The organism is Desulfitobacterium sp. (genome assembly GCF_035539115.1).
GTDB lineage: Bacteria > Bacillota > Desulfitobacteriia > Desulfitobacteriales > Desulfitobacteriaceae > Desulfitobacterium_A.
Genome location: NZ_DATLJA010000092.1, coordinates 17,591 through 40,427, shown reverse-complemented (window position 1 = coordinate 40,427; position 22,837 = coordinate 17,591). Strand labels below are relative to the sequence as shown.

The window sequence follows — 22,837 nt, the reverse complement described above, 5'->3', positions numbered from 1 at the left end:
AGAGATATTATTTTCGTCTCTGCTGAAAATTATGATATAATTTTAGAAGCTTGATTTTTGCAAGGAAGAAGGAAATGTTTTGGAATCGTTAGCACGCGGCTTAGAAGATATTTTTGAAAAAGTAGAGGCGAATATTCGCTTAACCTTAGAAGATGGAATCAAATTGTTAGAAACGACAAATATGCTGGGTTTAGGATATTTAGCCAATGAAAAGCGAAAAATCTTAACGGGAGATCAGGTTTATTTTAATAATAATGGTCACATCAATTATAGTAATGTGTGTAAAATTCGGTGCGGTTTTTGTGCTTTTGGGAAAGACTCCGGTGAAAAAGGGTCTTATACGATGAGCGTCGAGGAAATTGTTCGCAAAGCGGAGCATTACGCATCTTTAGGGGCTACTGAGATCCATATTGTCGGAGGAATCCATCCTGAACTTCCCTTTTCCTACTACATGGACCTGATTGCTAAAATTCGTCAAGCAGTTCCTTCGATAAGTCTTAAAGCGTTTACGGCAGCTGAATATGATTATTATGCACAACTGGAGAACGTTCCGGTTGAGGAAATCTTACTAAAGATGAAAGAAGCTGGGGTTAATTTCATCCCTGGCGGTGGGGCTGAAAACTTCAGCCAACGTGTCCGGGATATAATATGCCCAGGAAAATTGAGTGCTCAAAGATGGTTGGAAATTCATCGGACAGCTCATCGCTTAGGAATTCCTTCCAATGCCAATATGCTTTTTGGAATCATCGAAACAGATGAAGAGCTTATCCAGCATTTATTGGCTTTGCGAGAGCTCCAAGATGAAACAGGTGGTTTTTATGCTTTAGTTCCGACAGCTTTCCATCCGAAAAACACGAATTTCTCCTCGATTACTCCAGCGAGTGCAATGCGAACCTTGAAGGTCATTGCGGTTTCGCGCCTTATCTTAGATAATTTTAATTATATTAAAGCCTATTGGGTAGCCTCTAGTCCGGAAGTTGCGCAAATGGCCTTAACATTTGGTGCCAACGATTTAGATGGGATTGTTAGAGAAGAGAAGATATACCACACGGCTGGGGCTTCCACGCCTCAATTGCAAACGGAGTCAGAATTGGTTCACCTCATCAATGAGCTTGGGTTAACAGCAGTCGAACGAGATACGTATTATCATGTTTTGAAGACCCATGAGCCTCAGAAAATATCGGAGTGACAGGCAGATGTGAAAAAAATGATTAAGATGCACCGCCTGCATGCGGTGCATCTTTTCTAGGTGAGAAGGGGTGGAGTTTGTGGAGATCAAGTATTCTGTTTGCCCTCATGATTGCCCAGATACCTGCGCTTGGAAAGTAGAACTCGAGCAGGGCCGAATCAGCAAAATTATAGGGGATCCGTCCCAGCCTGTGACTCAAGGGGTTATTTGCGAAAAAGCGAGGTATTATGCAGAACGCGTTTATGGATCAGATCGTGTGCTTTTTCCAATGAAGAGAAGTGGTCCCAAGGGAAGCGGCCAATTCAAGCAAATTTCTTGGGAGGAGGCCCTGACCGAGATTACCCAGAGATGGCAAGCTTTGATTGAGGAATACGGGCCACAGTGCATTCTGCCCTACTCCTACGCAGGTACAGAAGGAATCATTAATAAAGCGAGCATGGATCGTCGATTTTTCTATCGCTTAGGTTCAAGTCAACTCGAAAGGACGATTTGCTCGGAAGCAGGCAATGTCGGGTATCAAATGGCCTATGGCACGTCACGGGGAGTCAACCCTCTTGAAACGGTCAAAGCGCGTTTCCTTCTTTTTTGGGGGATAAATGTTTTAGAAACGAATCTTCATCAAGCCTTGCTAGCGAATCAAGCTCGTCAAAATGGAGCAAAAATTGTGGTGATCGATGTTCACCGGAATAAGACAGCAGAATGGGCTGATGAATTTTATCAAATCCTTCCTGGGTCAGATGGGGCCTTGGCGCTGGGATTGGCCTACGTTATCGTTCGGGATGGATTGCACGATTTAGCTTGGATTGGGGGCCATGTCCAGGGATTTGAAGAATTTAGAGCTGAACTTAAGAGTTATCCACCCGAGCGTGTGGCGAAAATTACGGGTTTAGCTGAAGAACGGATTATCAAATTGGCACATGACTACGCCAATGCTCACCCCAGTTTCATCCGAATTGGTAATGGTTTTCAACATCATGATAATGGCGGCATGTCGACGTGGGCTATCGCCTGTTTACCCGCTCTTACAGGAGCATGGAAGGACCAGGGAGGCGGCCTAATTAAATTTAACTCGGGTTATTTCCCCTTGAATAAAAATGCGGTTGAACGCCCCGATCTCTTAAAGTCCTCTCCTCGAGTTGTGAACATGAACCAATTGGGCAGGGCTTTAACAGAACTACAGTCCCCTATCTACTCACTCTTTGTTTACAATAGTAATCCTGCTGCAGTAGCTCCTGAACAAAAACTAGTTTTAGAGGGGTTGGCACGGGAAGATCTCTTTACGGTAGTTCATGAGCAGGTTTGGACAGATACTGCTCGTTGGGCAGATCTCGTTTTACCGGCAACGACCCATTTAGAACATGCAGATCTTTATGTCAGTTATTGGCATGGTCTCCTCCAATGGGCTGATCCCATTATTCCTCGCCTAGGTGAAAGTAAACCCAATATCGAAGTTTTTCAAGAACTGGCGCAACGGATGGGATTTAACGATGACTGTTTCCAGGAGACTACGGAGGATATCGCTCGGAGCGCTTTAAATACTACAGCCCTCCAGAAGCAAGGGATAAATTTGGAACGCTTAAAAGTTGATCGTTATATTCCTGTGGAAATGGAGGAAATCCCCTTTGTTAGACAAAAGCCGGGAACACCAAGTGGCAAGATTGAATTTTATTCTGAACGGGCGCGGGCGATGGGTTTGTCTCCAGTTCCAACCTATATTCCCCTTGAGGAAGGGCCAGAGACACAGGATCCAGACCATCCTTTAATGCTCATTTCTCCCCCTCATCATCTCATTCTTAATTCTACTTTCGCCCAACTTAAAAGTGTGCAAAGTCGCTGGCAGGGCCCCCAATTGGAGATTAATCCGGAAGATGCCAAAGCTCGTGGTATTCAGGAAAAGGATAACGTTGAGGTTTATAATGACCGAGGAATATGTAAACTAAAAGCGTCAGTTCGTGAGAGTGTTTTACGTGGGGTTGTCGTTGCTCTCGGGGTCTGGTGGCCACGTGATTATGAACAAGGCTTTGGCATTAATGCCTTAACTCCTAGCCGCTTGGCAGACATGGGTAATGGCGCAACTTTTTTTTCCAATCGAGTAGAAGTAAGGAAGACTTATGAATAATATAGCCCAGAATAGTGGATTTTACCGAGCGTTTCCAGCTCTGGCGCATGGACCGTTTCGTTGGTTTTGGTTCGGACAAATTATTTCATTGACTGGTACATGGACCCAAAATATTGGTCAAGCTTGGCTTGTTTTGCAATTAACGAATTCACCATTTTTATTGGGGTTAGTAACAGCAATGCAATTTCTCCCGATGCTGTTGTTTTCTTTGCACGCTGGGGCGTGGATCGATCGAATGCCTAAACGTCGAATTATCATTTTGACGCAAACAACCTTAATGTTATTGGCTTTTGTCTTAGCGATCCTTGTGGGCACTGGGCTGATTCAGTATTGGATGTTGCTCATTTTAGCCCTTATTCTGGGGGTAGCGAATACGGTTGATGTTCCAGCTCGGCAATCCTATATCATTGAACTGGCCGGACGGGAAGATCTCACAAATGCTATTGCTTTGAATTCGGCAATTTTTAATGGCGCACGGATAATTGGCCCGGCAATTGCGGGAATCATCATGGGGGTGTGGGGCCCTACGTTGTGTTTCTTGATCAATGGTGTGAGTTTCGTTGGGGTTATTACGATTTTGTTTTTTTTGCCAATCAATGCCCCAAAATCTGGGTCTATTCCAAAACAGGGTAAAGTGTGGCCGGAAATTAGAGAGGGCTTATCATATATCCGTAAAACGCCAACGATCTTATTCACGATTTCACTCCTGGGTTTTCTCAGTGCGATAGCGATGAACTTTAATGTTTTAGTTCCCGTTTTAGCCAAATTGGAACTTAACCAGCAGGCGCTGGGCTATGGCATATTAATGAGTGCGATGGGGTGTGGCGCTCTTATAGGCGCGCTCACTGTTGCAGTAAGAAGCGGGAGCATGCCTCAAGTGAGAACCTTATTTGTGGGAGCGATTGGGCTAGCTGTATTTTCAATTTTCCTGGGATTACAGTCAAACTACTGGGCAGCGGCTCTTATGCTAGCCTTCATGGGTTGGTCAATGATTACCTTTACAGCTTCAGCAAATTCGCTCATCCAATTGACTGTTGAGAATGAGTTCCGAGGTCGAGTGATGAGCGTTTATTCTCTCGTCTTCGGAGGAATGACCCCGATTGGAAGTTTTTATGCAGGTAGTTTATCCCATTTTTGGGGAGCAAGAGTTACTTTCATTATCAGTGGGATTCTGTCATTATTCTTTCTGCTCGTGATCGGTTTTCTACTACAATGCCGAAAGAAGGAATCAAGGTGATCATTGGAGTACTTTCGGATACTCATCTCCGTGTAGGTCAGACTCTCCCAACGCGAGTCTGGGAGGAGTTAGCCGAAGTTGATCTCATCTTACATGCGGGTGATATTCTGAATCCGGGAGTCTTAACGGATTTAGCAAGTCTGGCACCGGTAGAGGCCGTTCAAGGTAATTGTGATGGCTGGGAGCTTGATCAATTGCCCGAACAAAAAATTGTTCTTTGCGAGGGGAAAAGGCTTGGCTTGATTCATGGTGATTATGGTCAAGGAAAAACGACTCCAGAACGCGCTTTTCGAGCTTTCCCAAAAGGTACAGTTGATGTTATCGTCTTTGGACATAGTCATTCCCCCTATATCGAGTGGCGAGAAGGAATTTTGTTATTTAATCCGGGTTCCCCTACAGCTAAACGGCGTGAACTGAAATACTCCATAGGATTACTAAAAATTGACAACACGGGAATTCAGGCCAAGCACCTCTATTTCTAAGAACTAAAGCATTGAGGGTGAGTAAGATGAAATATCGACGTAATAAAGTGAAAAGAGAACATGGAATCATCCAAGATGCACTCAATTGGTTAGAGGAATTAGGGCAGTGTTTTGAAGTAACTGACATTATTCCTGGTGTGATTGAGGTGAGTGGCTCTCCAGAACGTGGCATCGTCTATAAATATCCAACTCAGACCGGATGTAAATTGCTTCTAAAAAGCAATGGCTCAATTCAAGAAGCCTTTGTCGTTACGAAGAACCCGGAGATCGTCCGGGAGTGGGTCGAGCGTCATTTCCCTTCAACTACCGAAAAGGTCGAACAAAAGAAACCAGGTCATCATGCCCAAAGTGGGCTTAAAGCATCGGCAACTAAAATGAAGCAGTTAAACATCAGCCAGGATTATTCAGGTAAAACTTCGAAGTCCTCCAAAAATCGTCGCCGAAGACACCCAGAAAAAAAGATAAATTTAGGTAACCCCGATCCACCGAACCTGGAACAGCTTCTTAATTTTGATACCCGACAGGCGTTACGCGCTTTACAAAAAGACCTGGGGTCTTCCTCAAAACGTCAGCGCCAATAAAGAAAACCGTTGGTTGCACTTATGCTATCTGCCAAACATTTATACTTTCTTACGAAAATGGACTACATTTTCATACCTCCCTGTGAATCGGCAGGTTCATGGAAGTTTCTGTTAGTATAAAAAATACCCTATCGAATAGACTCTTTAAGTCGTCTACTCGATGGGGTATTATGATTGGCTTATGTCTTTCTTCGACGATGCAAATATTATTGCTAATCTAAGTAGCTGTTATTAGGGAAGCTCAGCTTTAAGCATCCGCCATTCTCTGGTTTTTAAGGGAAAGTTGTTTACGTGCTAAGTTCTCAGCTACCCGTTCACTATTACCGAGCTTAACCCCATTGAGGCGCCATTCACGGAAGGTTTGCCAGTATTGTTGTTCAGAGATGCGTCGGGTATACCGTTCAGATTCTTCATCATAAGGCCAAAAAACATCGACCCAGAGCGTTCCTTTGTTGGTTAGCACCAGAACAAAATGGACAAGTTCCGGACTAGGTGAGTCAACATCACGCATGAGGATATGCGAACGGCCACTTGGAAAGTCCGTTCGATTGTAAATCAGCTTCATCACGATCCTCCTTTTGTCATGCTCGTGAGTTTTTCTATATCTAGTATAGCATGCAGAGAAATAAAAGACGATCTCTTTCAGGTTAAGATCTGCTCACTCTAGCTTATGCTCAATAATTTCAAGTGGTTACTTCTAAAAGAGTATGGAAGATGAAATGTCGGGATAAAATAAAGGAAACATACTACAGATGGACAAGGGGGGGGTCAAGCATGCTTTCAGTCGTTCACACGTTTCATGGTACTGATCAGGACCGAGTTTTGGCAGATATCCGCTCGGGGTTAAAGAACGTCGAAGGTGTTGAGGGATTTAAATTTGCATCCATTAACCAACAAATCAATACTGATGATATTTTACTTTTTTCGAAGTGGGAAAACAGGAATGCTTTTGCAAACTGGACCGATAAAGTCGGGGAAAATAAAGCTTTTAAGCAGGCGACGCCACAAATGTTTGAAGTAGTGGAAGAAAAATACTAAAATAAATGGAAGTATTCTTATTATTAAAACAGAGGGAAATGACCTATAAAAAATTTTTTGAAAATTATAAATATTTATATAGATTAGTAGTAGTGACATCGTATATAATAGGAGCAAATAAAAGTGATATAGTGGGGGGTGTATTCAAAATGAGATTTGCATTGTCACTCTATAACCCCGTAAAGGAATGCAGTTCCCGTACATTTCGGGAGGAGAACGAGGTTTCGGCACATATTCTTGCCTATCAAGTCGCGTATCATCTTATTAGAAACCATGCCGGGACAATAAGTATGAATCATAATACCTTAGATGTGATTTTCGATTCTTTAGAAGAGCCCCTGACTATCAACTTACGCTCAGGATATCTAAATTATAAATCCTTAAATGTCCCTTTGTTACAGTATTATGCTTCAGGAAAGAGGGCGCCTGAGATTGCGGCTGAGATCCATGACTATCTTGCCTTGCCTGTAGTAAACCCAACCATAGATTATGAAATCTATGGTTTACTGACCAAATTGGTTGAAATCTATCACGCAAGATGTGGGCTACAGATTATTACGCTGGAAAATTCCGAAGGAAAGATTATTTGGGAATTGCGGTTGTCAGAACAGGGGCTCCCAGGTTGGATCAGTAGTGATGGAATCGCGAAAAATCGTTTTGGTGAGGTTCTTGAGCTTCAAGATTGGAAACATCTTCGACTTGAAAAGCTGGCCGCCTATGTATTCGGGTTTAACCGTTATTGTTCGCATTATCCTAGTCCCTTAAAGGAGTCTTCACTGAACTAAACACCTCTGCTTTGGGGGTCATAAATGGGCATATCAATAAAGTCAGCTGGAGTTTTAATTCCAGCTGACTTTATTGATCTTTTTGGTTTGCTTTTTTGTACTAACAGAAAGTATAAGTTTTGGGCAGATAAACTCTAAGTGCAACCAGCGGCTTTCGTTATCCTACGATGCAAGTGGTTAAGTCCGGCAGGATAAGTGCAACTAGGGCTTCTGCCTTCGCTTTGCTTGGCACAAGCCAAGTTTTCTTTATCCTACGATGCATGTATTTATGTCCGGCAGGATAAGGCAACTAGGGCTAGCACCTTCGCTAGGGCTAGCACCTTCGCTAGGGCTTGGTACTAGCCAAGTTTTCTTTATCGCTAAAGCTCGGCGAAAGCCGGGTTTTCTTTATACTAACAGAAAGTATAAATTTGGGGCAGATAGCATAAGTGCAACTAAGGCTTCCGCCTACGCCAGAGGCTTGGCGCAAGCCAAGTTTTCTTTATCTTTATAAGCTAGAAGCTCTCTGAGGTTGAGGTGCGAAGCATGTTTATAAATTCATCAAAGGCAGGCTTTAAGTTCGGATCAGGTATCCCTTGTAAAATCATGTCTTCATTTAGAATAACGCGTCCTGGATGAAGACCTGCCACTTCAATTTTGATGGAGTTAAGCTTTAGATCTTGAACGTGCTCGTCGATGGTTAAATGAAAAACGCGGCTCTGGGAAAATTGAGCCTTGAGTAATATGGTACTTTTATCAGCAAGGTTAGATTCATCAAGCGGGTTTTCTTTGGTCTGTAAATCACTGATGATAAAGGTAGCTTCCATGAGGAGCTTTTGCACGACGACCATATTCGAATTCCAGCTCAGTCGAACGGGAATATTTTGCGTTTGACCATTGGGAGAGATAACGGTAATTGAGTAATTATCATCTTGGGTTAATCCGGATTTGCTCGCACAGCCTGGAATAAGAAGGAGAAGTAGCAACAAAAGAGCAAACCAACGATAGATTTTAGGGTTACGACTCAAAGGAGTTAACCTTCTTCCTTAGAAGTATGTATACGCACAAGTATACTAGTTCGCGATATTTAAGCTAATTCCTCTTTCTGTAATTATTTCTTACTTATATCTTGCTTATTCTTCAGGACAGAAGTGACTCTTCCGTTGATTCGGCAAGGGAAACTGTGTACAATGACAGGGAGAAAGGGGCAGGGATATGTACACGGGAAAAATTGTCGTTTTAGATCTGGAAACAACCGGATTAAACACGGAACAGGATGAAATCATTGAATATGCAGCCTGGTGTATTGAAGATGGCAAAGATCCTGTCCTTCAACACTTCTTAATTAAGCCCTTACATGCGGTGCCAACCAAACTATTGAAATTAACAGGGATTTCTGAACTTGAGCTGCAACAGGGATTAAGTTTGCAGGATTATAGGGAAGAAATTCTTCAATTTTTACACGGAGCTATCCTTGTTGGACATAATGTTCGTTTTGATCTTGATTTTTTGGAATGCCAGCTAGGTACAAAATTTCGCCAAACGGTTTGGGATACCTGGAAACTTGCCCAAATCTTCTTCCCAAGCATGCACCATTATCGGCTCTCTGAATTAGTGAAGAAACTTAATTTGCCAATAACAGAATCGTTGCATCGGGCCCAAACGGATGCTTGGGCTTCCTGGAAGCTGCTGGAGGAATGTTGGCAGAAGGGAATGGAATTTGATCTCGGCTTTTATGCACGAGCTCTTCCTCTTTTAGAAGGGCTCAGTGAGCAAAGCCTATTCAAAGCGCTGGAACAAGAAATCAGTAGAAAATTTCCGAGTCGGTCGATTCGTAACGGTTTAGCTTTGGAGGGAGAGGGACTTTTTTTTCAAGAGCCTACTTTAGAGGGTGTTCCCGATTCAGGAGATTGGATTCAATCCTGTTTTGCGCCTAAAGGTCTATTGGAAAATAAGCTCCTCAGTTATGAGAGCCGCCATGGTCAGATCCAGATGGCTCAGGCTGTCTCAGAGGCTTTACAATCTTCACATCATCTCGTTGTTGAAGCAGGCACTGGGATAGGTAAATCTTATGCCTATCTGATTCCCGCTTTGTGGTGGGCTCGGAAAACAGGTAAGAAAGTCGTCGTAGCTACCCATACCATTCCTTTGCAGGAGCAACTTTATCAAAAGGATTTACCCGTTTTAACGGATATTTTGCCATTCGGATTTCGTGGAGCTTTGCTCAAAGGAAAAAGCAATTATCTTTGTTTGAAAAAATGGTTAACTCTCCAAACCTATCCTTCAGAATTGACAGATCGGGAACGCATTGTTTTAGCCAGTATTTTGGTTTGGTTAAGTGAAACCCAAACTGGAGATTGGCAGGAAATTGCTCAGGTTTATGGTGTTTCCCGGGTCTGGTCTTATATCAACGCGGAGAATGAAAGTTGTGTTCCCCAGAAATGCCCGGAATCAGGGAATTGTTTTATGCTGAGAGCACGGCGAAAGGCTGAAGAAGCAGATGTTGTGGTCGTCAATCACTCCTTATTACTCGCTGATGTCAAAGCAGATCATAATGTTCTTCCCGAATATCACGAACTAGTTATCGATGAAGCTCACCATCTTCATCAAGCTGCCTTGGAACAACTCGGACAAGATGTGAGCCAGGAACAGTTGAATAGGGCCTTGGAGCAAGTTTATCGTCCTATAGGGTCAAGCCTTTATGGGGGGATAAAATCGAAACAGGGATTTTGGAATCAGATCATGCCCAGGGATGTCTGGGAGAGTTTTCAAGTGAGCTGGTTAGAATTACCTGATGATTGTGACTCAATTTTGGAACAATCAGAAGAACTTTTCCCCTCGCTGAGGCAAATTCTCGGACTTGGTCAGTCTATACGTTTAACGCCACAATCTCGGCAGGAAGCCTGGTGGATTTATTTCGCCACCCAGATCGAAAATATGACTGGCCGGTTGAAAAGACTTAAACAAGTCCTCAATTCAATGTTACAATCGCTAAATGGTTTAGAAATCGATGAATTAACTGAGCTTGGCTATGAGATAACGGCTCGAATTCGAGCGATCGAACTTCTTCAACAGTGTTTCGAACTTCTTTTGCAAATTGATGATCCTGCGCGTGTCAGTTGGTTGGAGATCAATGGACAGAGAGTATATCTCAAAACTTCGCCAGTTGAAGTGAGTGATCTTCTTCGCGAAAAACTTTTTAATCAGCTAGATGCTGCGATATTAACCTCGGCGACCATCAGTATAGAAGGTTCCTTTGACCATTATCTCACAGAGGTGGGTCTGCCCCCTAAGACTGTTGCCTTAGATGTTCATTCTCCATTTAATTATGATCTGCAAATGCAATTCTTGATTGTCAAAGATTTAATGAATACCCGAGATCCAGGATTATTTAAAATAGATGCAGTGACGCAATTTATAGGCGATGTTGGTGTCCGGATGAAAGGACGAACTTTAGTTTTATTTACGTCTCATCAATTATTACGGCAAGTTGAAGAACCCTTAAAGAGTTTGCTAGAACCTACAGGAATTGAGGTGTTAGCACAAGGAAAAAATAGGAGCAGAGCTTCGATTCTTGCTGAATTTCTCGAGAATCCCAAGGCAATTTTGCTCGGGGCTAATAGTTTTTGGGAAGGAATCGATATCCCGGGTGATGGATTATCTTGCGTTATTTTGCTTAAACTCCCCTTTTGGGCTCCAAGTATGCCACTGATTGCTGCACGGTCTGAATATTTAGAGCAAAAAGGGAAAAATTCATTTCAAGACTTTTTATTACCTGAAGCGGTTTTGCGGTTTAAACAAGGTTTTGGACGTCTCATCCGTTCGAAGACGGATCGGGGATTTGTTATTCTCTTAGATGCGCGAGTGATGGAGAAGAGATATGGCAAGGTCTTTCTCGGTTCTTTGCCGCTTCACACCCATGTTCGCGAGGGACACGAACAGATTCTGACGAGAATCGAGCAGTGGGCTGAAGCTGAATATCCCAACGAAGAGCTTTTATAAATTTAAGAAAGGTGATAAACTAGAGGAAATTGGAGAGAGGGAGGTCATATTTTAGGTGAAACAGTATCCCGTTTCGCGTGATGGGTGGTTATATATTGCAGTCCTCGCTCTGATAACGATTCTTGCCTATTGGCTTTGGCCAGGATTAGCAATCTTACCGGGGGTATTGCTCTTATTTGTTTTATATTTTTTCAGAAATCCAGAACGAAAAATTCCTGACGACGCCTTGACCTTAGTTTCCCCAGCGGATGGTGTCGTTATGGATGTTGAACGCGTTTTCGAAGAACGCCTTTTTAAGGGTGAGAGCATTCGAATTCGTATTTTTCTGAGCCTTTTTAATGTCCACGTTAATCGGTCGCCCATAGACGGAAAAGTTATTTATCGTTCCTATCGGGAAGGAAAAATGCTTCCCGCTTTTAAAAGTCATGCCTCAGAACTTAATGAGAAGAACTTTATTGGCATCGAAAACGAACATCTGCGTATTTTAGTGACTCAGGTTACAGGATTCGTGGCCCGACGGATTGTCTGCTGGGTTAAAGATGGAGATATGTTAACAAAGGGTGAACGGTTTGGTCTGATCAAGTTTGGTTCTTGTACAGAAATCTTTCTTCCACCGGATGTAGAGGTTATTGTAAGTGCAGGGGATAAAGTTCGTGGCGGAGAGACCATTGTTGGGAGAGTGATTTCTGATGAATAATAACTCCATTAATATCCGGGTAATTCCAAGTATATTTACTCTAGCCAATCTCTTTTTTGGTTTTTTGGCTTTGGTTTTAACCATGGATGGTGGATTCAAGCTGGCAGCAGGGTTAATCATTCTTTCCGCATTGATGGATAGCATGGACGGAAAGGTAGCCCGAAAACTTTCCGTAAGCTCGGATTTTGGTATGGAATTGGATTCCTTAAGTGATCTTGTTTCGTTTGGAGTTGCACCTGCTATCTTAACCTATCGCGCCGTATTGCAAGACCAACTTGGATACTGGGGAATTCTTCTTGCGGCACTCTTTGTCTTATGTGGAGCTGTTCGCCTAGCCCGATTCAATGTGCTTGATATTCATACTTATTTTGTGGGTGTGCCTATCACATTTGCTGGAGGCTTTATGGGCTTAATCCTCATTTTTCGGGGTATGCTGCCTTGGCTTGTTTACCCTATTTGCTTGGCAATTCTAGCCGTTCTAATGGTGTCTACGTTCAAAGTCCCTAAGTTAGGGAAATAATAAGAAATAATAACTAAAATAAGTGAAGTCTCTTTAGACATTACAAGCTCCGTATCATAACAAGGTACGGGGCTTGTTATATCTCACTACAACTTTTTTCACCCCTTTATCCCTCGGGGCATATAGTATGGCACAAAGGAGTTGCAAGCTTAGGGGGATTGTTTAATGGATAATCAACAAGTCAATTGGACAAACGTAGGGTTACGGATGGTTCAGGGTTTAACAACGACGATTGATGCGATCCGTCAGTTGGATGCGCAGGAAGCATCCTTAGTCATGCGGCTATTGGGTAAAACGTGTACCAAAATGATGAAAGACGGGGTAGGGCATCAATTCGGAATTGCATTAATCGAAACGAGCGCTCAGCTTGCGCTAAAGGAAGTACTTGTGGTTGAAGATGTTTTGAAGATTATTAGTTCAATTATTGGTCGTCTCTATTTTACAGCGAGCACAGAAGAAGAAAGGCAATTGGTTGCCCAACTTGAAGAAGCAGTTAACAATTACCAAATTATATAGTAACTCATTGCTTCCTTCTTCAGCATAAACTAGGAGGAGAAAAGAGGTGAGCTCAATGAAAGTTTATTATGTAAGGCTACCCGAGTTCGTTTTAAATTTCCTGCGCAAAGTTTTCAATTGAGTTTTAGATTTTTTACTTATGAGATGTCATGAAATTAACTTTCCCTCCTATAAATATAATAAAGACAAGCAAGGAGGGTGAGTATGCGTCATAGTCGATATCTCTGGTTCTTAATGATTATTATGAGTTGTTTAGTGGTCATGATTGCTTGGAAGACTCCCCAGGCAGTGGTTAGTGCGATGGCCCAACCCCAATTCGCGGATTCTCCACGCGTCGCGGTTCAGCGGTTTTGGAATTGCCTGGATAACCGACAATTGGAGTTGGCCGATCAGTTTCTGTTAAGCCGAGAAATGACGCCACTGGGAAAACATGAGGTTGAGAGTTTGAAGGACCTTGTCAAAAAGAACCCATTTATTTCAATGAAGAAACTTGAATTCCTAAATTCTTCATCGCCACAAGACAACATGATGATCTCTATTTCCTGGGATTCTCCTCTGCATGAAAAACTGTCATCAACCTATGCGATCGAAACTCGATCCACTCCCGAAGGGTGGAAGATCTCCCAAATTACCAAAATTACGTCTCAGTCTCTGGCAGTCAAATTCTGAATAATTTTGTTCTAAGTAAGCAAAACGCGCAGGTGCGCGTTTTTTTTTGTACCAACAGAAAGTATAAATTTGGGGGCAGATAGGATAAGTGCAACCAGCGGCTTTCTTTATCCTACGATGCAAGTCGTTAAGTCCGGCAGGATAAGGCGACTAAGGCCAGCTCTTTGGCGCTTGGCCAAGTCTTCTTTATCGCAAAGCTCGGCGAAAGCCGGGTTTTCTTTATACTAACAGAAACTTCCATGAACCTGCCGATTCACAGGGATGTATGAAAATGTAGTCCATTTTCGTAAGAAAGTATAAATTTTTGGCAGATAGCATAAGTGCAACTAAGGCTTCCGCCTGCGCCAGAGGCTTGGCGCAAGCCAAGTTTTCTTTACCTTGTGTATATTTGCATCGAGATTAGCTCACAATGAACACAGGTCTTTGCACTGCTCAGGGTAGAAGTGTTCTAAAAAACACACTGTGATGTGTTACAGGTCACAACCCTGATAGATAAAGTATGCTACACTTAGCTAGAATTTGATAAGGGGGTATCCTAATATGGCTGAAGCAAAGAAAGAGAATCTTGAATTAGAGTGTGAACACTGCGGAACAACGAGTGAACTCACCCCGGTACTGACCTATGTATACCAAGGTGAAGAAAAACATGTCTGTACGCATTGTCTGCCAATGCTTATTCATGGTTGAGAGGTGTTACTGATGAACTTTACTTTAGATATGAAACTTAAAGATATTATGGCAGCAAATCCCAAAACAGTGGATGCGATGCAGGAAATGGGACTACATTGTCTCGGTTGTCCGTTTTCCGTCAACGAAAGTCTCCAAAATGCTGCCCAGATGCATAACCTAGATCCAGAAAAACTTCTCGAGAAGATTAATACAGTGGAACAAGGCGAAATGTCGGCCCAAGCTGCAGCAAATGCGCAGCCGGTAGGAGCAATTTTGCAAGCAGATAAGCAAACGTATGCTATTGCACCTCATATCCCGGCTGGTGTCGTAACGCCAGATGTTTTACGTAAAATTGCGGATGCAGCGGAAAAATACAATGCTCCTGTAATCAAGGTTACCTCAGCCCAAAGAATCGCCATTGTAGGGTTAAAAGCTGAGGATATACCTAAAGTTTGGGAGGATTTGGGTATGGCCCCCGGTCATGCTGTAGGGCTTTGCGTGCGCAGTGTCAAAGTTTGTCCAGGGTCGGACTTCTGTAAGCGTGGGCTGCAGGAGACTTTAGGAATTGGGACAGAGTTGGATAAACGTTATCATGGAATGGCCTTGCCCTCTAAATTTAAAATTGGAGTGGCAGGTTGTCCAAATAAATGTACAGATTCGGCGAATGTTGACCTTGGATTAATGGGTACGAGCAAGGGATACCATTTGTATGTTGGCGGTAATGGTGGGGTAAAACCGCGTCTAGCCAATCTTTTACTTGAAAATCTCCAACCGGATCAGTTACTCCCAGCTGTGGATGCTGTGGTTGGTTATTACAAGGAAACAGCAAAACAAAATGAAAGATTAGGACGACTTATCGATCGTATTGGTCTTGAGGATCTGCGTGAAAAAGTAAATCAAGCCCTAAGTACCTAATACAATTATCCATAGAGTGACAAATAGAGCAGGTGGATCTTTCCACTTGCTCTATTTATTATTAATATTAAAAAAATTATTCGATATGAATAGCGTCGACTGGACAGCCATCTGCTGCTTCTTGTGCCGAAGCTTCGATTTCACTGGGGACAGGGTTTACATAAGCGGTCGCTAATCCGTCATCCTCCATTTTAAAGACCTCTGGACAAACCGAGGGACATGCTCCACATCCAATACAGGTATCTTTATCCACTGAAGCATTCATTAAGTGAACCTCCTTAATTTATAATCAACTCTTATTCTATCCGTGCCAGGAAAGATTATACCTAGCACAATAAATATGGTAGGATAAAGGTGAGTACTTATGTAGACAAAGGGGATTAGAGAAAGTATGCAGGATTTAAGTGTTCTAATTCGTAAAGCTGATAGTTTGGATTTAAAACGGATAACAGAAATATACAATTGGGCAGTCCAAAACACGGTTGCAACCTTTGATTTGGTGAATCGCACAGAAGAAAAAGCCAATCAATGGTTTTTTACCCATCAAGACCCTTATTATCCGCTTGTGGTCGCGGAAAAGAACGGAAAAATTCTGGGATGGGGCAGTATCTCTCCCTTTCACCCACGCCCGGCTTATAAGTCAAGTGGAGAATTTTCAATCTACATCGCGTCAGAGTTTCAAGGATTAGGGATCGGGAAAAAGCTTCTTGAGACACTATGTCAGATCGCTCAGCAACTGGGATATCATACCCTGTTGGGGTTAATTACGGGGACAAATAAGGCGAGTCTGGCTCTTGCTGGCAAGCTCGGATTTCAGGAAACAGGTCGCTATCGAGAAATTGGACAAAAGTTTGGAGAAATCCTCGATGTGGTAGTGGTTCAAAGGATTTTCTGAAATTTCTCTGCTTAATCCTAGTTAATTCACGTTAAATCTTTAAATAAATAACACTTATAAAATAAATGGATTAAAATGAAATAAATTTACGACGAAACGTAATTACATAAATTACCATTAATACGTATTCCCCTAGGGAAATTCATCTTACGTCAAAGACTGATGTTTTACTTATTTTTTGCGATTTCGACATTCCTTATATTGTATAATAAGGTCACCGGATAGGCAGAAGGACATTACGACTCTAAAGATTCAATTGTCCGGTAAATAAAATAAGACAGGATGATGGCAAAATGGGTAAAAAGGTCAAAATTGTTGTCGCAGATGATAACCGTAATTTATGTCAAATGTTACAAGACTATCTACATACTCAAGAGGATCTTCAAGTTGTTGGGCTAACATATAATGGAGTCGATGCTTGGGAAATGATACAAGCACAGGAACCCGACTTAGTGATTCTGGATTTGGTCATGCCGAATTTAGATGGGTTAGGTGTCCTCGAAAGAATCAATGCTAGGAGCGCTGCACCGAGACCGAAAGTCATCATGTTAACCGCCTTTGGACAGGAATCCTTAACCCATCAGGCGATGATGTTAGGAGTTGACTATTTTATCCTTAAACCTTTTGACTTAGAAGTTTTAGGGAAACGTATTCGGAGTCTGACGCAAGAATCATCCCTAAACTCGGCCTCCATTCCTTCTTCAGTGTCCCCGGTCACAAATGCAGGTAGCCGTGTGAATCTCAGCGCAGAAGTTACCTCGATGATGCATCAAATTGGAATCCCGGCTCATGTCAAGGGATATCAGTATATTCGCGATGCGATTCTTATGGTTGTGGAAGATGTTTCTTTGCTGGGTGCAGTGACGAAGGAGCTTTACCCAGCTATTGCCAAAAAATACGATACAGCACCGAGTAGGGTAGAACGTGGCATTCGACATGCGATCGAACTGGCCTGGGAACGTGGCCATACTGAAACCTTAAAAAGGATTTTTGGATATTCGATGAATATCGAACGTCAAAAGCCTACAAATTCTGAGTTCGTCGCTCTGCTTGCAGATAAATTAAGAGTCATGAGCAAAGTGAGCTAAGATTTAGTAAGTACATAAATCAGGTTATGAGGAGGCAAGTAACGGAGCTTGTCTCCTATTTATTTGATTGATCTAAAATATTTTATGGATAAGAGGATATTTGTCATAGCTATCGAATAAAAACTAGATATCTGCAATAGCAATTCAGAAATTATAATTTATTTGAAGACGGGAGTAGTTATTGTCTTATGAAAGATATCTGTATCCTTAGTAGTCTAGAAAAGGTAAAATCGGTTTGTGACCCACTTCGGATTGAAATTCTGCAATTGCTGATTAAACAAAGCTTAACTTCAAAACAAATTGCGGACAAAGTCAAACAGTCATCGTCGAAAATTCACTATCATGTCAAGGAATTAGAAAAACATGGGCTAATTGCTCTCGACTATACGTTAGAAAAAGGTGGAATTCTCGAAAAGTATTATCGGGCGATTGCCAATAATTATTTTATCGATCAATCGTTAGGAGATTACTTTGAGAAAAATGAGACGAAATCTGTACAATTTGTGACTCAAGATATTCTTTCTTGGCGCAGAGTCCATCGACTTAAGGTCGATGTCGAAGCTTTAGCTCGTAAAATTGTCAAGGAATGTTTGCGAATTAACCCAAATGAAGTCGTGGGATTAATGGGTGGAATTGATCAGATGGATTTGGCCGAGCCATTGGCCATTGAAATTCAGCGAGCTGGAGCTTATCCCTTATTATGCTTAGAAACCTTGAAGATGAAATCTAAAGTTCTCGGAGAATTAGAACCCTGCGAGGTGCAGAAGCACTTTCGGCGGCTTGCCGAAACCTTACGGCCGGTAACCACGATGATCATGCTTGAACATATTGTGACACCCTCTCTGACGAAAGGCATTTCTCAAGAACGGGTTGAAATCTATCGAAATGCTTGGGTTGACGTTCGTAACGAGCTTTTTAAACGAAAAGTGAAATGGGCATTTTTGGGCTACCCAACTCAAATTCTGGCAGAGGAAATGAATACCAATTTTCTCCAACTTCATGATATGTTTTGGAAGGGGATTGATGTTAATTATAACGAACTTGAATATTCGGCACAGTATGTAGCTGAGGTGCTTACTAAGGGAACAACAGTTAAGATTGAATCTGAACAAGGAACCAATTTAGTATTGTCGATTTCGGGACGACGCCCCATGATTGATGATGGAATTATCTCGGATGACGATATTAAAAGTGGGGATACGGTCATCAATTTACCCAGTGGCGAAGTTTATATCGCTCCGGTCGAGGATTCGGTTGAAGGTGTGGCGTTTTTCAATCTTGTTCATTTCCAAGGAGAAGCGATTGAAGGAGTTCGACTTGATTTTGCTAAAGGTAAAGTTGTTGGCTTCTCGGCAAAAAAGAATGAGGCTAAACTGAAAGAATTCTTTGAGTCGGGGGAAGAAGGTCGTCGCGTTCTCGGGGAATTGGGGATTGGTCTTAATCCGTGGATTAGGGATATTATTGGGTATCAGGTCTATGACACAAAACAACTGGGAAGTATTAATTTAGCGCTTGGTGAAAACAAAATATTCGGAGGCAAAAACAGCGCTTCAATTATTTGGCCAATGGTTATGAATCAGGTTAATTTGTGGGTGGATGATATTCCTATGATTGAAAATGAAGAGATCGTTGAAAATTATTAAAAACAAATAAAAATTCCGGTTCAAAAAGTAAATCTTGATCAATCAAAAAAATTGATTAGACAAAATTATTTTTCCCTTGTACACTAGAGAAGGATAAATGTACATGAGAAAATGGAAGGATCTAAATCCAGAATATTCTTAAGGGTCTTCAAGGAGGTGGTAGGGACCAGTAATAGACCAGTAATAGTAATGTGGACTGTACCTAACTTTAAATTGAGTAGATAAGGGAGGACATGAGAAAATGTTTAAAAGCAAGAAGTTAGCAACCCTGACATCGGCGCTTCTCGTCTTAGGTTTGCTTGTGACCGGCTGTGGCACAAGTGGTAACCAAGCCGCACAAGACATGAAAATGAGTTGGGATCCGGGAGCTGAACCGAAGACATTGGATCCACAAATGTCCAACGGTATACCTGAGGCCAACATGGAAACGGAACTTTTTGAAGGGTTAACTCGATTGGATAAGAACAATCAGCCTCAAAATGCAATTGCCAATGACATTAAGGTTTCTGATGATGGCTTAAAATATACCATTAAACTCAAAGATACTAAATTTAGTAACGGGGATCCTCTAACAGCAAATGATTTTAAAGCGGCTTGGCTTCATGCTTTGGATCCGGCTGCTGCTGCCGAGTATGCCTATCAACTTTTCTACATCAAAAACGGTGAAGCCTATAATGGTAAAAAGGCTACGGCTGAAGATGTAGGTATTAAGGTTGTTGATGAGAAGACGTTGGAAGTAGCCCTTGAAAGTCCTACTCCATATTTCAAATCCCTATTAGCTTTCCCTACTTATTTCCCGGTTGATGAAAAGGTAGCTAAAGCTACAAAGGATTGGAATACCAAAGCTGAAACCTTTGTTGGTAATGGTCCGTTCAAGATGCAATCATGGAGCCATAACGACAAAATGGTTCTCGTTAAAAACCCAAATTATTGGGATGCTAAGAATGTTAAGCTAACTGAGCTTACCTTCAACTTGGTGGAAGATTCGAAAGCTGCTTTAACTGCCTTTGAAGCAGGACAACTTGATGGAACCGATAACATTCCAGTTGCAGATATAGATCGCTTAAAGTCTTCAGGTGTTTTAAAAATTACTCCTCAATTAGGTACTTATTACTATCGTTTCAACACTACGAAAAAACCATTTAATGATCCTAAGGTGAGACAAGCTTTAACAATGGCTATTGACAGAAAATCTATCGTTGAGAAAATTACAAAAGCGGGTGAACAACCTGCCTACGCTTATACCCCAGGTGCTATTCCAGATGCAGAAGCGGGTAAAGAATTCCGCACTGTCGGAGGGGATTATATTAAAGAAGACTTGGCCAAGGCCAAACAACTTTTGGCTGAAGCTGGATACCCTGACGGTAAAGGCTTCCCTGAAGTAAGCATTCTGTACAATACGAATGGTAATCACAACGTGATTGCTCAAGCAATTCAAGATATGTGGTCGAAAAACCTTGGAGTGAATGTCAAACTCACCGGACAAGAGTGGAAAGTGTATCAACAGTCCGAGAAAAATCTCCAGTATGATGTTGCCCGTGCTGGTTGGCTTGGCGACTATATTGATCCGATGACATTTATGGATATGTTTGTGACAAACGGTGGAAATAATCAAACGGGTTGGAGCAATGCGGCTTATGACAAGGCCATAAGCACAGCGAAAAGCTCTGGAGATCCAAAAGTTCGTTATCAAGCTTTACATGATGCCGAAAATACACTTATGGCGGAGATGCCAATTATGCCTATATACTACTATGTTAATAAATACGTTGCAAAAGACAATATTAAAGGTCTGATGCAGTCGCCGATGGGCATAGTAGATTTCAAAAATGTAACAATTGAGAAAAAATAATATCTACGCAAAAAACCACATTGTAGACTAGAAGTTTTTGGAGGGGCGGGTTTCAAAAACTTGCCCCTTCTTATGTAATTATTAAAGATTAAAGGAGGAAGCTTATGGTACGCTACTTGTTAGGGCGCATCCTTTCCGCAATTTTTGTAATCTGGCTCGTGCTTACCTTAACGTTTTCCTTGATGCACGCCATTCCAGGCGGTCCCTTTTCTTCGGAAAAAGTCCTGCCTCCTGCTGTCATGGAGAACATTAATCAACGTTACCACTTAAATGATCCCTTAAGCAAACAGTATGTTGACTATCTTAACAATATGATCCATTTCAATTTCGGACCCACATTTCGTTATGAAGGACGGACGGTTAACGACTTGTTTCATGATGGCTTACCCAAGACTGCTGCTCTCGGGTTAACAGCTACAGTCATGGCCTTAGTTGTAGGTACGTTGATGGGAGTTATCGCAGGCCTGAAACAGAATAAATGGCCTGACTATCTAGCTACGATTCTGGCCACGATTGGAGTTTCTGTGCCGAGTTTTGTCATTGCTACCTTCCTGCAATTCTATGTCGGTTATAAAACTCACCTCTTTCCACCGATTGGCTGGGGCGATCCCATTAACTTGGTTCTACCAGCTATAGCGCTGAGTGCTTACCCGATTGCTCAGATTACCCGTTTAACCCGATCAAGTATGCTTGATGTCTTAAATCAAGACTATATCCGAACTGCCCGTGCTAAAGGAATGTCAGAATATGTTGTTGTCTTCCGGCACGCTTTGCGCAATGCACTTATTCCTGTGGTGACCTTCTTGGGGCCATTTTTCGCTTATATCTTAACGGGTAATTTCGTTGTTGAATACGTATTTAATATTCCTGGCATTGGTCAGTTCTTCGTAACCAGTATTAATAACCGTGATTACCCGGTTATTTTAGGGACAACCGTATTGTTTGCAACTGTGCTGGTATTGTTTAATCTGTTGGTGGATATCGCCTATACTTTGGTTGATCCCCGCATTAAATTGACTTCCAAGAAGGGGGCGTAAGAATGGGCTTACCGGCTGACGTTTTTTCACCATTAAAGCAAAATTTAAAGACGGATGTTATTAACCGGCCAAGCACAACCCTCGGGCAGGATGCTTGGCGAAGATTTAAAATGAATCCCTTAGCCATGATTGGTTTAGTTATTCTCGCATTATTTATTCTAGTTGCCTTATTTGGTCCCTTTTTCTCCAAATATAACTATTACACCAATGATCTGATGTCAACACGTCTTCAGCCGAGTTGGGTACACCCCTTCGGTACGGATGAGCTCGGACGTGATATTTTAACTCGGGTTATGTACGGAACCCGAATTTCGCTTTTGATTGGGTTTGGATCTGTCTTGATCAATCTCACGATTGGTATCTTCTACGGTGGAATTTCAGGATATCTTGGCGGACGTGTTGATAATTTCATGCAACGTGTGATCGATGTTATCTACAGCGTTCCTGATCTTCTCTATGTTATCTTGCTCATGGTAACGTTAGGGAGCGGCCTGCATAATATTTTCATTGTTATGGGCCTAGTTAACTGGGTTCCTATGGCCCGCACTATTCGCGGCCAAATTTTAGCACTGCGAGAGCAGGAATTTGTTCTAGCTGCACGGGCTTTGGGCGCAGACACCAAAAGATTGCTGATGAAGCACCTTTTACCCAACAGTATTGGCCAAATTATTGTGGTTGCTGCACTTCAGATTCCCGCAGCAATTTTCCTCGAGGCCTTTTTAAGTTTCATCGGATTAGGAGTTCAACCTCCGGATGTGAGCTTAGGTTTTATGGCTGCTGAAGGAAGAATGAACATTCCATCTTTTCCTTTTGCTCTCATTTTTCCGGCTTTAAGTATTGCTATTTTGATGTTAGCATTTAACTTTGTTGGGGATGGTCTGCGTGATGCCTTCGATCCCAAAATGCGGAAGTAAAGGAGGACGT

Annotated in this window: 23 protein-coding genes; 20 read left to right on the top strand and 3 right to left on the bottom strand. The window is 42.2% G+C overall.

All coding sequences use genetic code 11. The features are described from left to right. Positions 1-79 precede the first annotated feature (79 nt). From mqnE to VM640_RS14820, 5 genes are all read left to right on the top strand, one after another. Entirely contained in the window at positions 80-1,189 is a 1,110-nt protein-coding gene (mqnE, locus tag VM640_RS14840) for an aminofutalosine synthase MqnE (protein ID WP_325393574.1), read from the top strand. A 79-nt stretch (positions 1,190-1,268) separates the two neighbouring features. Then, on the top strand, positions 1,269-3,308 hold the full coding sequence (locus tag VM640_RS14835; protein ID WP_325393573.1) for a molybdopterin-containing oxidoreductase family protein: 2,040 nt from the start codon (positions 1,269-1,271) through the stop codon (positions 3,306-3,308). Continuing rightward, the gene (locus VM640_RS14830; RefSeq protein ID WP_325393571.1) at positions 3,301-4,545 is read left to right on the top strand and encodes an MFS transporter; all 1,245 of its coding nucleotides are present in this window, start codon (positions 3,301-3,303) and stop codon (positions 4,543-4,545) included. Before VM640_RS14835 ends, VM640_RS14830 begins: the two co-directional genes overlap by 8 nt. After that, positions 4,542-5,027 carry a metallophosphoesterase family protein gene (locus VM640_RS14825; RefSeq protein ID WP_325393569.1) on the top strand — a complete coding sequence of 162 codons (486 nt, stop codon included), beginning with the start codon at positions 4,542-4,544 and terminating at the stop codon, positions 5,025-5,027. Before VM640_RS14830 ends, VM640_RS14825 begins: the two co-directional genes overlap by 4 nt. Before the next feature lie 26 nt (positions 5,028-5,053). Beyond that, entirely contained in the window at positions 5,054-5,608 is a 555-nt protein-coding gene (locus tag VM640_RS14820) for a DUF2103 domain-containing protein (protein ID WP_325393567.1), read from the top strand. A 247-nt stretch (positions 5,609-5,855) separates the two neighbouring features. Here the strand turns inward: VM640_RS14820 and VM640_RS14815 are convergent, their stop codons facing one another. Continuing rightward, positions 5,856-6,173: a hypothetical protein gene (locus VM640_RS14815; RefSeq protein WP_325393565.1), complete on the bottom strand. Its 318-nt coding sequence runs from the start codon at positions 6,171-6,173 to the stop codon at positions 5,856-5,858. Positions 6,174-6,382: 209 nt separating this feature from the next. On the opposite strand from VM640_RS14815, the gene VM640_RS14810 reads away from it, so the two are divergent. Both VM640_RS14810 and VM640_RS14805 read left to right on the top strand, forming a co-directional pair. Continuing rightward, positions 6,383-6,646 carry an antibiotic biosynthesis monooxygenase gene (locus VM640_RS14810; RefSeq protein WP_325393563.1) on the top strand — a complete coding sequence of 88 codons (264 nt, stop codon included), beginning with the start codon at positions 6,383-6,385 and terminating at the stop codon, positions 6,644-6,646. A gap of 149 nt (positions 6,647-6,795) precedes the next feature. Further along, the gene (locus VM640_RS14805; protein WP_325393561.1) at positions 6,796-7,431 is read left to right on the top strand and encodes a hypothetical protein; all 636 of its coding nucleotides are present in this window, start codon (positions 6,796-6,798) and stop codon (positions 7,429-7,431) included. Between the two features lie 494 nt (positions 7,432-7,925). Here the strand turns inward: VM640_RS14805 and VM640_RS14800 are convergent, their stop codons facing one another. Continuing rightward, a complete protein-coding gene (locus tag VM640_RS14800) occupies positions 7,926-8,438 on the bottom strand; it encodes a hypothetical protein (RefSeq protein ID WP_325393559.1) in 513 nt (170 codons plus the stop codon). Positions 8,439-8,625: 187 nt separating this feature from the next. Between VM640_RS14800 and VM640_RS14795 the strand changes: the two genes are divergently transcribed. The 7 genes from VM640_RS14795 (at position 8,626) to VM640_RS14765 (ending at position 15,398) form a co-directional block, all read left to right on the top strand. Beyond that, positions 8,626-11,412: a helicase C-terminal domain-containing protein gene (locus tag VM640_RS14795; protein ID WP_325393557.1), complete on the top strand. Its 2,787-nt coding sequence runs from the start codon at positions 8,626-8,628 to the stop codon at positions 11,410-11,412. 55 nt (positions 11,413-11,467) lie between these two features. Beyond that, positions 11,468-12,109: a phosphatidylserine decarboxylase family protein gene (locus VM640_RS14790; protein ID WP_325393555.1), complete on the top strand. Its 642-nt coding sequence runs from the start codon at positions 11,468-11,470 to the stop codon at positions 12,107-12,109. Next, complete coding sequence (gene pssA / locus VM640_RS14785; RefSeq protein ID WP_325393553.1) at positions 12,102-12,629, top strand: CDP-diacylglycerol--serine O-phosphatidyltransferase; 528 nt, start codon at positions 12,102-12,104, stop codon at positions 12,627-12,629. The genes VM640_RS14790 and pssA overlap by 8 nt, the downstream gene beginning before the upstream one ends. Before the next feature lie 165 nt (positions 12,630-12,794). Beyond that, complete coding sequence (locus tag VM640_RS14780) at positions 12,795-13,145, top strand: recombinase (RefSeq protein WP_325393551.1); 351 nt, start codon at positions 12,795-12,797, stop codon at positions 13,143-13,145. 204 nt (positions 13,146-13,349) lie between these two features. Continuing rightward, entirely contained in the window at positions 13,350-13,814 is a 465-nt protein-coding gene (locus VM640_RS14775) for a hypothetical protein (RefSeq protein ID WP_325393549.1), read from the top strand. Positions 13,815-14,354: 540 nt separating this feature from the next. Continuing rightward, the gene (locus tag VM640_RS14770) at positions 14,355-14,501 is read left to right on the top strand and encodes a hypothetical protein (RefSeq protein WP_325393547.1); all 147 of its coding nucleotides are present in this window, start codon (positions 14,355-14,357) and stop codon (positions 14,499-14,501) included. 12 nt (positions 14,502-14,513) lie between these two features. Then, positions 14,514-15,398, top strand: coding sequence for a DUF1858 domain-containing protein (locus tag VM640_RS14765; RefSeq protein ID WP_325393546.1), 885 nt, complete (start codon positions 14,514-14,516; stop codon positions 15,396-15,398). A gap of 76 nt (positions 15,399-15,474) precedes the next feature. On the opposite strand, the gene VM640_RS14760 is transcribed toward VM640_RS14765, so the two are convergent. After that, on the bottom strand, positions 15,475-15,663 hold the full coding sequence (locus tag VM640_RS14760) for a ferredoxin (RefSeq protein ID WP_325393545.1): 189 nt from the start codon (positions 15,661-15,663) through the stop codon (positions 15,475-15,477). Positions 15,664-15,789: 126 nt separating this feature from the next. On the opposite strand from VM640_RS14760, the gene VM640_RS14755 reads away from it, so the two are divergent. The 6 genes from VM640_RS14755 to VM640_RS14730 all read left to right on the top strand — a co-directional run bounded on the left by VM640_RS14755 (position 15,790) and on the right by VM640_RS14730 (position 22,827). Next, entirely contained in the window at positions 15,790-16,293 is a 504-nt protein-coding gene (locus VM640_RS14755) for a GNAT family N-acetyltransferase (RefSeq protein ID WP_325393543.1), read from the top strand. A gap of 293 nt (positions 16,294-16,586) precedes the next feature. Continuing rightward, the gene (spo0A, locus tag VM640_RS14750; RefSeq protein ID WP_325393541.1) at positions 16,587-17,381 is read left to right on the top strand and encodes a sporulation transcription factor Spo0A; all 795 of its coding nucleotides are present in this window, start codon (positions 16,587-16,589) and stop codon (positions 17,379-17,381) included. 188 nt (positions 17,382-17,569) lie between these two features. Then, positions 17,570-19,024 (top strand): aminopeptidase, encoded by a 1,455-nt coding sequence (locus VM640_RS14745; RefSeq protein ID WP_325393539.1) that lies wholly within the window; start codon positions 17,570-17,572, stop codon positions 19,022-19,024. A gap of 241 nt (positions 19,025-19,265) precedes the next feature. After that, positions 19,266-20,876, top strand: coding sequence for a peptide ABC transporter substrate-binding protein (locus tag VM640_RS14740; protein ID WP_325393537.1), 1,611 nt, complete (start codon positions 19,266-19,268; stop codon positions 20,874-20,876). A gap of 104 nt (positions 20,877-20,980) precedes the next feature. Then, the gene (locus VM640_RS14735; RefSeq protein WP_325393535.1) at positions 20,981-21,913 is read left to right on the top strand and encodes an ABC transporter permease; all 933 of its coding nucleotides are present in this window, start codon (positions 20,981-20,983) and stop codon (positions 21,911-21,913) included. Between the two features lie 2 nt (positions 21,914-21,915). After that, positions 21,916-22,827 (top strand): ABC transporter permease, encoded by a 912-nt coding sequence (locus VM640_RS14730; protein ID WP_325393533.1) that lies wholly within the window; start codon positions 21,916-21,918, stop codon positions 22,825-22,827. Positions 22,828-22,837: the final 10 nt, after the last annotated feature.

What these genes read in the sequence shown, in the direction of transcription:
- VM640_RS14830 (WP_325393571.1), top strand. Translation starts at nt 3,301, where the DNA reads ATGAATAATATAGCCCAGAATAGTGGATTTTACCGAGCGTTTCCAGCT.
- VM640_RS14820 (WP_325393567.1), top strand. Translation starts at nt 5,054, where the DNA reads ATGAAATATCGACGTAATAAAGTGAAAAGAGAACATGGAATCATCCAA.
- VM640_RS14815 (WP_325393565.1), bottom strand. Translation starts at nt 6,173, where the DNA reads ATGAAGCTGATTTACAATCGAACGGACTTTCCAAGTGGCCGTTCGCAT.
- VM640_RS14810 (WP_325393563.1), top strand. Translation starts at nt 6,383, where the DNA reads ATGCTTTCAGTCGTTCACACGTTTCATGGTACTGATCAGGACCGAGTT.
- VM640_RS14805 (WP_325393561.1), top strand. Translation starts at nt 6,796, where the DNA reads ATGAGATTTGCATTGTCACTCTATAACCCCGTAAAGGAATGCAGTTCC.
- VM640_RS14795 (WP_325393557.1), top strand. Translation starts at nt 8,626, where the DNA reads ATGTACACGGGAAAAATTGTCGTTTTAGATCTGGAAACAACCGGATTA.
- pssA (WP_325393553.1), top strand. Translation starts at nt 12,102, where the DNA reads ATGAATAATAACTCCATTAATATCCGGGTAATTCCAAGTATATTTACT.
- VM640_RS14780 (WP_325393551.1), top strand. Translation starts at nt 12,795, where the DNA reads ATGGATAATCAACAAGTCAATTGGACAAACGTAGGGTTACGGATGGTT.
- VM640_RS14775 (WP_325393549.1), top strand. Translation starts at nt 13,350, where the DNA reads ATGCGTCATAGTCGATATCTCTGGTTCTTAATGATTATTATGAGTTGT.
- VM640_RS14770 (WP_325393547.1), top strand. Translation starts at nt 14,355, where the DNA reads ATGGCTGAAGCAAAGAAAGAGAATCTTGAATTAGAGTGTGAACACTGC.
- VM640_RS14765 (WP_325393546.1), top strand. Translation starts at nt 14,514, where the DNA reads ATGAACTTTACTTTAGATATGAAACTTAAAGATATTATGGCAGCAAAT.
- VM640_RS14760 (WP_325393545.1), bottom strand. Translation starts at nt 15,663, where the DNA reads ATGAATGCTTCAGTGGATAAAGATACCTGTATTGGATGTGGAGCATGT.
- VM640_RS14755 (WP_325393543.1), top strand. Translation starts at nt 15,790, where the DNA reads ATGCAGGATTTAAGTGTTCTAATTCGTAAAGCTGATAGTTTGGATTTA.
- spo0A (WP_325393541.1), top strand. Translation starts at nt 16,587, where the DNA reads ATGGGTAAAAAGGTCAAAATTGTTGTCGCAGATGATAACCGTAATTTA.
- VM640_RS14745 (WP_325393539.1), top strand. Translation starts at nt 17,570, where the DNA reads ATGAAAGATATCTGTATCCTTAGTAGTCTAGAAAAGGTAAAATCGGTT.
- VM640_RS14740 (WP_325393537.1), top strand. Translation starts at nt 19,266, where the DNA reads ATGTTTAAAAGCAAGAAGTTAGCAACCCTGACATCGGCGCTTCTCGTC.
- VM640_RS14735 (WP_325393535.1), top strand. Translation starts at nt 20,981, where the DNA reads ATGGTACGCTACTTGTTAGGGCGCATCCTTTCCGCAATTTTTGTAATC.
- VM640_RS14730 (WP_325393533.1), top strand. Translation starts at nt 21,916, where the DNA reads ATGGGCTTACCGGCTGACGTTTTTTCACCATTAAAGCAAAATTTAAAG.